Source organism: Pseudorhodoplanes sp., from assembly GCA_032027085.1.
Taxonomy (GTDB): domain Bacteria; phylum Pseudomonadota; class Alphaproteobacteria; order Rhizobiales; family Xanthobacteraceae; genus Pseudorhodoplanes.
Genome location: JAVSMS010000001.1, coordinates 4929192 through 4941659 on the forward strand (window position 1 = coordinate 4929192; position 12468 = coordinate 4941659).

The 12468-nt window shown below is 61.4% G+C and carries 12 protein-coding genes; 6 read left to right on the forward strand and 6 right to left on the reverse strand.

What is annotated here, in order from left to right:
• Window positions 1–2 precede the first annotated feature (2 nt).
• From RO009_24210 to RO009_24230, 5 genes are all read right to left on the reverse strand, one after another.
• Complete coding sequence (locus tag RO009_24210; protein ID MDT3688136.1) at window positions 3–845, reverse strand: IclR family transcriptional regulator; 843 nt, start codon at window positions 843–845, stop codon at window positions 3–5.
• A 202-nt stretch (window positions 846–1047) separates the two neighbouring features.
• Window positions 1048–2019, reverse strand: a complete 972-nt coding sequence (locus tag RO009_24215; GenBank protein ID MDT3688137.1) for a tripartite tricarboxylate transporter substrate binding protein — start codon at window positions 2017–2019, stop codon at window positions 1048–1050.
• 45 nt (window positions 2020–2064) lie between these two features.
• The gene (locus RO009_24220) at window positions 2065–3114 is read right to left on the reverse strand and encodes a hypothetical protein (GenBank protein MDT3688138.1); all 1050 of its coding nucleotides are present in this window, start codon (window positions 3112–3114) and stop codon (window positions 2065–2067) included.
• A gap of 13 nt (window positions 3115–3127) precedes the next feature.
• Complete coding sequence (locus tag RO009_24225) at window positions 3128–4048, reverse strand: DUF6282 family protein (protein MDT3688139.1); 921 nt, start codon at window positions 4046–4048, stop codon at window positions 3128–3130.
• Between the two features lie 16 nt (window positions 4049–4064).
• Window positions 4065–4310 carry a hypothetical protein gene (locus tag RO009_24230; GenBank protein MDT3688140.1) on the reverse strand — a complete coding sequence of 82 codons (246 nt, stop codon included), beginning with the start codon at window positions 4308–4310 and terminating at the stop codon, window positions 4065–4067.
• An 84-nt stretch (window positions 4311–4394) separates the two neighbouring features.
• Between RO009_24230 and RO009_24235 the strand changes: the two genes are divergently transcribed.
• From RO009_24235 to RO009_24260, 6 genes are all read left to right on the forward strand, one after another.
• Window positions 4395–5189 carry an IclR family transcriptional regulator gene (locus RO009_24235; protein MDT3688141.1) on the forward strand — a complete coding sequence of 265 codons (795 nt, stop codon included), beginning with the start codon at window positions 4395–4397 and terminating at the stop codon, window positions 5187–5189.
• Window positions 5190–5360: 171 nt separating this feature from the next.
• A complete protein-coding gene (locus RO009_24240) occupies window positions 5361–6866 on the forward strand; it encodes a sugar ABC transporter ATP-binding protein (protein ID MDT3688142.1) in 1506 nt (501 codons plus the stop codon).
• A complete protein-coding gene (locus RO009_24245; protein ID MDT3688143.1) occupies window positions 6863–7816 on the forward strand; it encodes an ABC transporter permease in 954 nt (317 codons plus the stop codon). Before RO009_24240 ends, RO009_24245 begins: the two co-directional genes overlap by 4 nt.
• A complete protein-coding gene (locus RO009_24250) occupies window positions 7813–8787 on the forward strand; it encodes an ABC transporter permease (protein ID MDT3688144.1) in 975 nt (324 codons plus the stop codon). The genes RO009_24245 and RO009_24250 overlap by 4 nt, the downstream gene beginning before the upstream one ends.
• Window positions 8788–8823: 36 nt before the next feature.
• The gene (locus tag RO009_24255; GenBank protein ID MDT3688145.1) at window positions 8824–9783 is read left to right on the forward strand and encodes a sugar ABC transporter substrate-binding protein; all 960 of its coding nucleotides are present in this window, start codon (window positions 8824–8826) and stop codon (window positions 9781–9783) included.
• Between the two features lie 71 nt (window positions 9784–9854).
• The gene (locus RO009_24260) at window positions 9855–11183 is read left to right on the forward strand and encodes an FAD-linked oxidase C-terminal domain-containing protein (protein MDT3688146.1); all 1329 of its coding nucleotides are present in this window, start codon (window positions 9855–9857) and stop codon (window positions 11181–11183) included.
• Window positions 11184–11337: 154 nt separating this feature from the next.
• Here RO009_24260 and RO009_24265 read toward each other — a convergent pair whose 3' ends face one another.
• Window positions 11338–12369: a cobalamin-independent methionine synthase II family protein gene (locus RO009_24265; GenBank protein MDT3688147.1), complete on the reverse strand. Its 1032-nt coding sequence runs from the start codon at window positions 12367–12369 to the stop codon at window positions 11338–11340.
• Window positions 12370–12468: the final 99 nt, after the last annotated feature.

A 12468-nucleotide genomic window follows, 5' to 3' on the forward strand; every position in this document is an offset into this window, starting at 1 on the left:
CTTCACGCCTTCCACCCGAGCGCACGCGAAATCCGCTGCGCTGCGGCCAAAACTTCATTGACCAGCGCGTCGCTCGGCCGGTCAGGAATGAACTGTGTCGATCCAACGATGGCGATCGATCCGACCAGACGGTTGGTGTGGTCGAAGACCGGCGCCGCGATCGTGTTCACGCCGGTCACCGTCTGATTGGGAGCCGTCGCCCAGCCGCGCTTCTTCACCGCACGGACTTCATTTTCCAGCGCCTTCGCATCGGTCAGCGTATGCGGCGTCCACGCCTTGCGTGGGCGGCCCAGCACCTGTTGCAACAGTTCCGACGGCCCAAATGCGAGCCAGGTCTTTCCATGCGCGCTAGCATGCAGGTCGAAGCGGGTACCGGGGCGCGTTGCGAATTCGACGATGGTGTGACCGTGCACCAGGTCAAGCACTACCAGCTCGCCATCGATCAGCGCGCACAGCGAGATCGCCTGATGTGTCGTGTCGCGCAGGCGCATCAGCTCCTTGCGCGCCACGCCGGCAATCTCAAAATGACTGCGGGCGGATTCACCGAGCACCATCAGCTTCACGCCGACAGCGTAACGTCCTGTCACCTCGTCGCGCCGCACGAAACCGTGCCGCGCAAGTCCCTGCAGGTGCCGATACACCGTCGCCTTCGACGCCGAGAAAGTATTGGCAATCGTCGTCAGCGCAATCGGCTGACCCTGTCCGGCCAGGAATTCGAGGATGCGCAACGCAAGGTCAAGCGTGCCGGTCTCGCTCTTGACCGGTGTTGCCGCGCGCGCTCGTGGACGCCGCTCGAGACCGCCGGAGGCAGCAAGACCAAGGTTCGGTGCCGTAACTTGTTTCATTATTCAAAACTCTGTTTTGAATTCTGGAACAACGATGACCACTGAAAATGAAATGTCAATTTGAGAATGTTGTGCGGCGCAAAACGGTCGACGCTGCGGCCGCCACGGAATGATTTCCGTCCAGAAGCTTTGCAGACTCGATGACAACAGGCGCGACGACTTTGTCGCCGCGCCCTGCTTCACTCAAACGAGCATTCCTGCGTCAGAAAGAAATATTGGCGGCCTTGACGATCGGCGACCACTTCTCGATTTCGTCGGCGACAAATTTCTTCAAGTCGGCCGGCGTTCCGCCTGCGCTCTGCACTCCAAGCTTGCTGAACAGATCCTTCGCCTTGCTCGTCTTCAAAAAAGCGTTTGCCGCGGCATTGAGCTTTGCGACGACGTCAGGTGGTGTGCCTGCCGGCGCCAGCAGCGCGTACCAGACCGACGCTTCGAAACCCGGAAGACCGGACTCAGCAACAGTCGGCACATCGGGCAAACCAGGCCAGCGGCTGGTGCCGGCAATGGCCAGCGCGCGCAACTTTCCTTCCTTCACGTTGCTGACATAAGGCGCCATCGAATCCATCGCGACATCGATATGTCCGCCCAACAGATCATTGATGATCGCGGCGCTACCGCGATACTGAATGCCGCCCATCTTCACCTGCGCGCGCTGCTGGAACAATTCGCCGGTGATATGGCCGAGCGTGCCATTGCCGGGATAGCCCGCATTCAGCTTGCCGGGATTTGCCTTCAGATAATCGGTCAGCTCCTTCAGCGACTTCGCCGGCACACTCGGATTGGCTGCGATGATGACCGGCGACTTGCCGATCAGCACGATCGGCTCGAAATCCTTCTGCGGGTCGAAAGTCAGGTTCTTGTACATCAGCTTGTTGGTCGCCGCAGGACCGGTGGTCGCGAACAGGATGGTGTGACCGTCTGGGTCTGCCTTCGCGACCGACCCGGCGCCGAGATTGCCGCCCGCCCCGCCCTGATTGTCGACAACGACAGGTTTGCCGATCGCGCCCGCGATATCCTCGGCGACCGCGCGCGCGAGAATGTCGGAGGTCGTGCCGCTGGTGAAGGGCACGACGAACTTCACCTCGCGCGCGGGCCAAGTCTGCGCATTAGCCTGCGGAGACGTGAATGCAACGGCGCCGGCGAATGCCAGCCAGACATATCTTAAAGCACCCATCATTTCCTCCCTGGTTGTTGCGCCCGATTCCGGGCGTCTCAACGGCTAGCGTTTCGGAACGTATCGCTTCCACTCGTCCTGCAGTGGCGGAAGCTCGGCGAAGGTTTTGCGAGCGTCGGCAGCCCGGCCGACCAGATCGCATGCGCTTATATTTTTCCGGCCAAGATAGGCTTTGAACTCGGTCACGGCATCCGAAAGAACATCAAAGCCGCGCAGCATGACGGCCGATGCAATCTGCACGGCATGCGCGCCTGCCAGCATCATGCGCGCGACATCAAGACCCGATTGCGCGCCGTTGATGCCGATCAGCGGCTTGTCGGCGCCCATTCTGGCACGCGAGAGGGCGAGCCAGTGGCAGGTCAGCGGCAAATTCCAGAAGCCGCCGATGCCAAGACTCGTTCCCAAGGCGGGCTTCAATGTCTCCACGTCCGGGATCAGCCCGAGCAGCCGCCCGGCCATGATCACAGCACTGCCGCCGCCCTCGAACGAGGCCTGCACCAGATCCGGCACCCGCTCGCTCTGTCCGGTCAGCTTGACCCAGACAGAAAGCGACACCGCGCCGGAGACCGCGGCAACCATCGCAGTCGCGCGCGCGGGATTAAATTCGGTGGTGACGGCGCCCTTCTTGGCTTCGGTGGCATAGGGCGTTCCGATATTGAGCTCGAGCGCGCGCAAGCCCGCCTGCTCGACGCGCCGCGCCATCTCAACGGCGCGATCGAGATCGGCGACAATGATGCTGGGAATGGCATACGCCTCCTGCTCCTTCGCCTCGCGGTCCAGCGCGACGGCGTCATCCAGCCATTGGTCAAAGGGAATGCGCGTCAGCCCGGAGCGGCTGGCAATGGTGGCGCTTGCTGGCGCGTCCGGCCCCCAGGGCACCGAGCGCCATTGCTCATCGAACACGGCGTATTCGGCGCGCTCCAATTGTTCGCGCGCGCCTTCCGACTCGTTGGTCGACTTGAGCACCACCGCGCCGACCCCAGTGTGCAACGCACGGCGGACATTATCCGGATCAATCAAATGCTCCGCCGGTCCGGCGATCACCGGATTTTTCAGATGCAGGGAGCCGATGCGCGTTTCGAGCCGGGCGGTCATTTTTTGTTTCCGGTCACGCCGCGACCGGCAGATCGAGCAGGCCCGCGGCATTGGTGCTGACCAGCTTGCGAATGTCGGCGGGTGAGAATTGCAGCGCCAGGAGGTGAGCGACGATCTGCCGGAATCCATCGACCGGGCGCGGCGCCTCGGTGAGGCCGAGATCGGAGCCGAGAATGGTGCGATCGACGCCGGCGACCTCGACCAGATGCACCAAATCGCTCGGCTCGAAATGCTTCACCCGACATTCGAGGAACATGCAGATCGAATGTTCGAGATAAGCGCCAAGCGCGACCAGGCCGCGCATGTCCTCGTCGCTGCACCCGACCACATAGGTCGGGTGATTGACCAGCATCTTCTTGACGCCGCGCCGCTTGGCATCCTCGAAGAGCACAAATAGTTCGCTGACGTGAAGGTGGCCGCCGGCGAGAATGATGTCGGCGGCAGCAATGATGTCGAGCACCTGCTTGGTCTCGTCGGTCAGTTGCTTGTTGGCGTCGAGCACGGTCAAAGGGGTGGGCTCGAGCATGCGTTGCGCAGTCTTTGGAAAGCTCTTGGCTCCGGATTCGTTCTGGTAAATGTGGTTCGCCGCCGAGAAGGTCGGCATCCAGACGATCTTGCCGCCAAGCTTGACGCAGTGATCGACCGCATAGGGATTGACGCCGCCGGTCGCATTGTTCAGCGCGACGCCGGAAAACAGCCGCACGCCAGTCCCGGGGAACAGTTTTTCGAGCACGGCTGCATGCGCCATCCCCGGATAATAGTGATCCTTGTAGACGACCGCCGCGAATTTCGCCTCTGCCGCGTCCATCAGCGCGTCGTGATGATCCAGAATGCGCGGCATCACCGACGGACCGCTGTGACAATGCAGGTCGACGGCGCCCTTAAGAAGATCGGCGACCTCGTCCTGGCGTCCATTGGGGCTTGATGTGATCATGACTGCCTCTGTGCAATCAAGCTGCTGGCGGCTGACGCAGCGGCGCGAAATCCGTCAGAGTCCTGAGCGCGGCCTGTTGCAGGAATCCCTGGTCCGACGAAACGAGAAACGCGCTTGCTCCGTGCGCTTTGAATGCATTCGCTTCCGCGGCGGAACTGACCATGACGCAGACCGGCTTGCCGGCCGAGCGCGCCGCCTCGATAATTTTCTCCGTCGCCGCCTGAATGGCGGGCGCGTCGAGGAGGATTCGCTCAGGGCTCACCGGCGCTGCCCTTTATCTTGTTTCGAACAACGAAACATTGTATTGTATTGCAGAACAGCTAAGCGGTGCCATTCCGGGGAGTCAATGCCGAAAATCACCGGGCCAGCGCAAACGGGCGTTCAGGCGGCCATCCTGATGCTGCGCACGATCGAATATCTGTCGGAAACAAAACGGCCCATCGGCGTTACCGCGCTCGCGCAGGCGCTCGGAACAACAAAAAGCCGCATCCACCGGCATCTGCGGACGCTGATGCAGCAGGGCTACGTCGCCCAGGGCGCCGAATCCGAAAAATACGAAATCGGCCCTCGCCTGCTGACGCTTGCCCGCCACATCAATGACAATTTCAACCTCGCCGGTTTTGTGTCGCCGGCGCTGCAGGAATTGCGTGACAGCCTCGGACATTTCGCCGTCTATTCGCAGGTGGAAGACGCGGGCATGCGCGTTCTGGCCACCGTATCGGGAACTTCGCCGATCGAGATCGGCGTCAAGCAAGGCTCGCTTCTGCCGTTCCACGCTTCGGCGCAAGGGAAGCTTGCACTCGCCTTCGGGCCCGACGAAATCCGCCACCGCACGCTCGGATCAAAACTTGAGAAATTCACGCCGCGCACGATCGTCAAAGCGGCAGCGCTTGATCGCGAAATCGAAATCATCCGGCGCCGGGGATGGGCGGTGGCTCCGGACGAAGTCGCCGTCGGCCTCAATGCCCTGGCTGCGCCGGTGCTGGATGCAACCGGCCGCCTGGTCGGAGCTGTCGGCATCGTTGATCTGACGCAATTCATTCCGCCGGAGCCTATGAAAGAGCAAACTACGCAAACGCTTTCCATCGCCGGGCGGGTTTCGAGAATGCTCGGCTATAAGAACAGTCACGACGCCACCTAGTCCGCGATGCGTCAGCCATGCGTAGAATTCAGAAAGCCGATGCCGAGCCATCACCAGCGCACATTGCTCAAGCCCGTTCATGGCCTTGCTGTCGACCCTTGCTCGCGGCAAACTCGCGCCGCCTTCTAAGCACAAGGAACAATGATGGACATCCGCGGGGTTGAGGCACCCGTGACAGTTGGTCACACGCGGGCCGCGCCGCTTTTTGAACTGCGCGGCATCAGCAAACAATTTCCCGGCGTGAAAGCGCTGGACGATGTGTCATTCGACATCAGGGCCGGCGAAACACACATGCTGCTGGGCGAAAACGGCGCCGGCAAATCCACATTGATGAAGATCCTCTGCGGCGCTTACGAAAGCGACGCTGGCGCCTTCTTTCACAATGGCGAAAAGGTCGAAATCGCTTCGCCCACCGACGCGCGCAAATTCGGCATTGCCGTCATTTTCCAGGAATTCACGCTCGTTCCCTATCTCGACATTGCGCAGAATATTTTTCTTGGCCGCGAGTTTCCCGGCCGCATCCCCGGCATCACCGACCGACGGCGGCTATACAAAGAATCCCGCCGGGTGCTCGACATGATCGGATTCGACATTGATCCGAAGCGTCCGGTCCACACGCTCGGTATCGCGCAGCAGCAGATGGTGGAGATCGCCAAGGCGCTGTCGCAGGATGCCCGCATCCTGGTGATGGATGAGCCGACCGCCGCCCTTTCCGATCGCGAAACAGAATTGCTTTTTGCGATGATTGCACGGCTGAAGGCGCAGGGCGTGGCCATCGTTTACATTTCGCACCGCCTGCCGGAAGTCTTTGCGCTCGGCGACCGCATTACCATTCTCCGCGACGGCCGCAAAATTGCATCGATGCTGCCATCCGAAACAACGCCTGACGCGCTGGTGACGCTGATGGTCGGCCGCTCAGTGGATCATACCTATGCGCGCGAATTTGTTGCGCCGGGCGACGTGGTTCTTGAAGTGAAAGATCTTGCGGCAGAGAACGGAATTTCCGGGATCAATTTGACCGTTCGCACCGGAGAGATCGTCGGTCTCTGCGGACTTGTGGGATCAGGACGCACCGAGGTCGCGCGCGCGATTTTCGGCGCCGACCGCGTCACCTCGGGGGAAATCCGCCTGTTCGGCGAGAAGGTGCGCGGTTTGCCCGAAGATTCCGCGCGCCGCGGCATGGGCATGATCCCGGAAAACCGCAAGGCCCAGGGTTTGGCTCTTGGCCGTTCGGTCCGCGACAATATCCTGCTGGCCGGCCTGTCGCGGATATTTCCGAGCGGGCTTTTCTCACCCGGTCATGGGCGCCGGATCGCGCAAGGCATGATCGAGCGGCTGCGCATTGCCACTCCAAGTCCGAACCGCCCCGTCAGCGTTCTGTCGGGGGGCAACCAGCAGAAAGTGGTCGTCGGAAAATGGCTGAACGCCAATTCCCGCTTCTTCATATTCGACGAGCCCACACGCGGGATCGACGTCGGAGCGAAGGCGGAAATCTTCGCGCTGCTGGACCGGCTTGTGCGTGAAGGCGCAGCCGTGCTGATGATCAGTTCCGAGCAGACGGAAATCGTCCACGTCTGCGACCGCGCCTACGTGATGCGCGACGGCCGCATCGCAGGAGAACTGGCCCGCAACGAACTTACGGAAGAAAACATCGTGCGACTGGGAATGCATCAATGACCGCTTCTCAATCGGCCACGGCCGGCTTTTCCCTCATCTCGAGAATTCCCGGCGTGGCCATCGTGCTCGCGGCCCTGATCATCGGCTTCGGGATCCTGAGCGCGAACTTCCTGAGCGCCGGCAACATCAGCAATATTCTGGTCCAGTCGACCATCCTGCTGCTGGTCGCGCTGCCGATGACGCTGATCATCATGACCGAAGGCCTCGACCTTTCGGCCGGCGCTGTTCTGACATTCGCTTCGATCATTCTCGCCAGTGTCAGCATCTCGACCGGATCGGTCTGGATGGGCATCCTCGCCGGGCTCGGAGCCGGTCTTGCCTTCGGCGTACTGAACGGCTCGCTGATCGCATTGCTGGGCATTCCACCCTTCATCGTCACGCTCGGCACCTTAGGCGTGGCGCAGGGACTCTCCCTCGTCGTCACCGACGGACAAAGCATTGTCGGCATCCCGGCCGTCATCGAAGGTCTCTATTCAGCCAGCGCCTTGGGCATCCCTCTGCCCATCATCATCAGCGCGATCGCCTATCTTCTGATCCACACACTGCTCTATCACACCCCCTTCGGCACCTATATTTTCGCGCTCGGCGGAAACCGCGAAGCGCTGCGGCTCGCCGGCCTGCCTGACAGAGCAATCCTGATCGCGGTTTACAGCCTGGGTGGATTAATGGTGGGCTTCGCCGCGCTGCTGATGACCGCACGCATGAATGCGGCGCATCCGACGGCTGCGATCGGAATGGAATTCGATGCCATCGCCGCCGTCGCCGTCGGCGGCACGTCCTTTGAGCGCGGCGACGGCTGGCTGCTCGGAACATTGCTCGGCGTTCTCGCCGTCGGCGTGTTGCGCAACGGACTTAATCTGTTGGCTGTCCCCTCGTCGGTTCAGGTGGCTTGCATCGGGGGATTGGTGCTTGCCGCGCTGCTGATTGACGGATTGCGGAGCCGCACATGAGCACGGCCGAGACTGCAGCCGCGCCGCGCCGTTTTGCGCTGCCTCCCGAGCTGGCACAGATGGCCTATCGCCTTCTCGCTGCGGCGATCGTTTGCGTCGCCCTGTCATTCCTCAGCGATGCCTTTTTCACGGCCAACAATCTGCTCAATATTCTGAGGCAGACGGCGCTGCTGTTCCTGCTCGCATCCGGCCTCACCCTGGTGATCCTGACCGCCGGCCTCGACCTTTCGGTGGGAGCGAATGTTGCTCTCTCCGCCTGCCTTGCCGCCACAGTGATCAAAAGCACCGGCTATGCGTCGCTCGGTTTCGTGGTCGGACTTGGTTGCGGTGCGCTGATCGGCTTCATCAACGGCATTCTGGTGACGGCGCTGCGCATCCCGTCCTTCATCGCAACCTACGGCATGCTCTGGATTCTTTCCGGCATCACATATTACTACATGGCCGGCGAAACCATTCACGGCTTCCCTCCGGCGTTCCGGCAGCTCGGCAGCGGATATCTCTTCGGAATCCCGATGCCGGTTTATATAATGGTCTTGTTCCTGCTGCTCGGTAGCTGGTTTGCGCAGCGCACAGTCTGGGGGCAACAGGTTTATGCCATCGGCGCCAATCCGGTGGCGGCGCGCCTCTCGGGCGTGCCGGTGGAGCGGCGGTTGGTGCTCGTCTACACCTTCAGCGGCGCCATGGCGGGCCTCGCCTCGCTGATCATTCTTGCACGCATCAACTCGGCGCAGGGCGATATCGGCGAAGAACTCACATTGCCAGCCATCGCCGCGGTGCTGATCGGCGGAACCTCGCTGTTCGGCGGATTCGGATCGGTGGCCGGCACGCTGATCGGCGCGCTGATCCTGACGCTGGTGCTGAACGGCATGAACCTGCTGCAGGTCAACGCATCCTGGCAACCGCTCGTCACCGGGGTCATCGTCATCCTTGCCGTGTGGATCGACAGCCGCACGCGCAAGCTCACCGAATAGCAGAACATTCAACCCAAGTACGAGAAGGAGATTTCAATGAAGCATCTTGCAACCGGCATGGCCGCCATCCTGGCATTGGCGGGCTCATTCGGCACCGCCCGCGCCGACGGTGAAACCATCGCCGTTTTCACCAAGAACCAGACCAATCCCTATTTCCAGGCGGTGCGGGTCGGCACGGAAACCGCCGGCAAGGCGCTGAAGGCCAAGATCATCCAATATGTCCCGACCAAGCCGGACAGCATTCCAGAACAATTGTCGCAGGTCGAAGACGTCATCGTCAAAAAGCCCGACGCAGTCGTCTTCATCCCGGTCGATTACAAGGCACTGGTGCCCGCCGTCGCCAAGATCGATGGCGCCAAGATTCCTATCGTCAACATCACCGACCGCATCGCCAGCGGCAATGTCGTCGCCTATGTCGGCGCCGACGACTACAATATTGGTCTGGAAACGGGCCGCTATCTGCTGAAGGCCATGGGCGGCAAGGGTAACGTCATCATTCTCGAAGGCGTGAAAGGCTCGCTCACCAATATCGACCGCGTGCGCGGCTTCACCGATGCGCTGAAGGAATTCCCCAATGTGAAGCTGGTGGCGCAGCAGCCGGCCAACTATCAGCGCCTGCAGGCGCTGCAGGTGATGGAAAACCTGATGCAGTCGCACTCACAGATTGACGGCGTTCTCGCCGCCAATGACCCGATGGCGGTCGGCGCGATCGAGGCGCTCGACGGCGCCAATCGCAAGGCGATGGTCGTCGGCATCAACGGCAGCAAGGAAGCCGTCGACCTGATCAAGTCCGGCAAGCTTCTGGCGAGCGGCGATTTCAACGGCTTCATCCAGGGCTGCCTCGGCACCGAGATCGCCGTGCGCCATCTGCGCAAGGAAAAGACGCCGAAGGAGATCATTCTGAAGCCGGTGGTGATTCAGAAGAGCAACTATCAGCCCTATGAGACCCCGGTCGAGCAGCGGCAATGCCCGAAGCTCGCCGACGTCGCGAAGTGAGTCTCTTGCCTGATCTTGAAAGTGAACGCGCGGCGCGGCGAGACAAGGTTCTCGCCGCGCTTCGCCATTTAATGGGCGAACGGGTGACCGCCGCCGCCGCGGTCCTGGCGGCGCACGGACAGCAGGAATCCTATCACGCCCCGCATGCGCCCGATCTCGTCGCATTTCCGGAAAGCACCGCAGAAGTTGCGGCGATCGTGCGGGCTTGCGCGGAAGCCGGAATGCCGATGATTCCCTACGGCGCCGGCACGTCGCTGGAGGGCAATGCCAACGCGCCGCAAGGTGGCCTCTGCATCGACTTCGCGCGCATGAAGGCCGTTCTCGCGGTCAACGCAGAGGATATGGATTGTCGCGTGCAGCCCGGCATCACGCGCAAGGCGCTGAATGCGGAACTGCGCAACAGCGGCCTGTTCTTTCCGATCGATCCCGGCGCCGACGCCTCGATTGGCGGCATGACGTCCACACGCGCGTCAGGCACCATGGCGGTGCGTTATGGCACCATGCGCGACAATGTGCTGTCGCTCGAGGTTGTGCTCGCGGACGGCCGCGTCACCCGCACCAGTCAGCGGGCGCGCAAATCGGCTGCCGGCTACGATCTGACGCGGCTGTTTGTCGGCGCCGAAGGAACGCTGGGCATCATTACCGAGATCACGCTCAAGCTGCATCCGGTGCCGGAAGCTGTTTCCGCCGCGGTCTGCCCGTTCGAGTCGTTCGAGGGCGCGGTCTCGACCGCCATCGCCGTCATCCAGGCGGGCATTCCCGTCGCCCGGCTGGAACTGCTCGACGAAGTAATGATCCGGGGCGTCAACGCGTACGCCAAGCTCGGCGCAATGGAGAAGCCGACGCTGTTCATTGAATTCCATGGCAGCCCGGCGTCGGTTGCCGAGCAGGCGCAAATCACCGAAGACATCGCGCGCGACCACGGCGCCTTACAGTTCCACTGGGCGAACAAACCGGAGGAGCGCAGCAAGCTGTGGAGCGCACGCGACAACACGCTCTATGCCGGCCTTGGATTGCGGCCGGGCAGCAAGGCAATGATCACCGATGTCTGCGTGCCGGTGTCGCGGCTGGCCGAATGTCTCGTCGGCACCAAGCAGGATATTTCCGAGTCAGACCTCATTGCGCCGATCGTCGGACATGTCGGCGACGGCAATTTTCACACCTTGATCCTCATCGATCCGAATTCATCCGACGAGATCGCGCGCGCCAATGCGCTGCATGAGCGCATGGTGATGCGGGCACTGTCGCTGGAAGGAACCTGCACCGGCGAACACGGCATCGGCGAGGGCAAGATCGCATTCCTCGAACGGGAGCTGGGCGACGCGGTGGGGTTGATGCGCGCGATCAAGCGCACTCTCGACCCGCAGGGGCTGATGAATCCGGGGAAGGTTTTTCGCTAAGGATTTCCGTCCGCGCGTTCAATGGAGCGCGCCAAGAAAGCGCACCTTGTTGACAGCCACGCGTCAGGCAGGATCGGGCCTGATGGATGGGCGGCTGTCAAAGGCGATAGCGGCTCGGAACAGAGACGGCTTCCTTCTGCAACGCATATGCGTCTCACGCCGGCATTGCCGTCTCCGGCTTGCGGCCTTCGTAAAGCTCCCGTCCCGCGACCAGAGCTTGAATTTTTCCATCGGCGATGCCGCGCTTCAGCATCCAGAAGCCGCAATCAGGGTGGATATACTTGACCCGCCCCGAGCCCAAAATATTTTCGGCGCGCTCGATCGACTTTGCAATCTGGTCAGCCGTTTCGATCTCAGTCGATTTGATGTCGACAACGCCGAGGCCAAGGCCGATCTCAGGACGCAGCCCGCGGAAGGCCGCCAGTTCCTCTGCGGGACGATGCGCATTTTCCATGACGATATGATCGACATGCAGAGCGTTCAGATAGTCGATCAGTTTGCTCCATTTCCCCTTCTGGATCGATTGGCCGCCGTAATTCCCGAAGCAGAGATGCACCGCGGGAATGGTCTTGACCGCATCCAGCACGCGATTCATCGCGGCGGCCGCCCACGTCCATTCGTCCGGGCTGCCGGGGAGATTCGCTTCATCGATCTGCACAACATCAGCGTCGAGATAGCGAACTTGTTCCGCCAGCGCGTCCGCGATGGCCATCGCGAGGTCCGGCAGGTTCTTATAATGCAGATCGAGGAGCGTCTTTGCCAGCATGTGCGGACCGGTCAGGGTAAACTTGAACGGTTTCGTGGCGAGCGCCTTCGCACGCGCGCAGGCTTGCGGCAGATCGAGTGTGCCCGAACCGATCGGGCCATGCACGACGCCGGGCGGACGCGTGCGAAATTTCATCGACTTCTGCCCGCGATAGCTGACCAATTCGCTGAACGTCACGTCCGAACGAATACCCGACATCGGTTTGATGAAATATTCAATCATGCCGTTTGTTTCAGGATGATTGACGTCAAAACGCGACAGCTCGCCGTCGCACACCACGTCAATGCCCGAGTGCTCCTGCGTGTGGATCACGACACGCGTGGCATCGGCCAGCGCCTGTTCGGACGGCAGAGCCAACAACCAGTCCGGCACAGGATAGGAGCCAACGACGGTTGTTTTGATGAGGGGTTGCTGTGGCATCACATTCTCCAAGGGCGCCAACCATGGCATTCCAACGAATAGACAGGCGAGGTCTTCGCTGGTATCCAACTGGTTAACTTTTTAACACCTGGAATCGGC

Coding starts and splice junctions, on each gene's coding strand:
- RO009_24210 (MDT3688136.1), bottom strand. CDS start 845: ATGAAACAAGTTACGGCACCGAACCTTGGTCTTGCTGCCTCCGGCGGT.
- RO009_24215 (MDT3688137.1), bottom strand. CDS start 2,019: ATGGGTGCTTTAAGATATGTCTGGCTGGCATTCGCCGGCGCCGTTGCA.
- RO009_24220 (MDT3688138.1), bottom strand. CDS start 3,114: ATGACCGCCCGGCTCGAAACGCGCATCGGCTCCCTGCATCTGAAAAAT.
- RO009_24225 (MDT3688139.1), bottom strand. CDS start 4,048: ATGATCACATCAAGCCCCAATGGACGCCAGGACGAGGTCGCCGATCTT.
- RO009_24235 (MDT3688141.1), top strand. CDS start 4,395: ATGCCGAAAATCACCGGGCCAGCGCAAACGGGCGTTCAGGCGGCCATC.
- RO009_24245 (MDT3688143.1), top strand. CDS start 6,863: ATGACCGCTTCTCAATCGGCCACGGCCGGCTTTTCCCTCATCTCGAGA.
- RO009_24250 (MDT3688144.1), top strand. CDS start 7,813: ATGAGCACGGCCGAGACTGCAGCCGCGCCGCGCCGTTTTGCGCTGCCT.
- RO009_24255 (MDT3688145.1), top strand. CDS start 8,824: ATGAAGCATCTTGCAACCGGCATGGCCGCCATCCTGGCATTGGCGGGC.
- RO009_24260 (MDT3688146.1), top strand. CDS start 9,855: ATGGGCGAACGGGTGACCGCCGCCGCCGCGGTCCTGGCGGCGCACGGA.
- RO009_24265 (MDT3688147.1), bottom strand. CDS start 12,369: ATGCCACAGCAACCCCTCATCAAAACAACCGTCGTTGGCTCCTATCCT.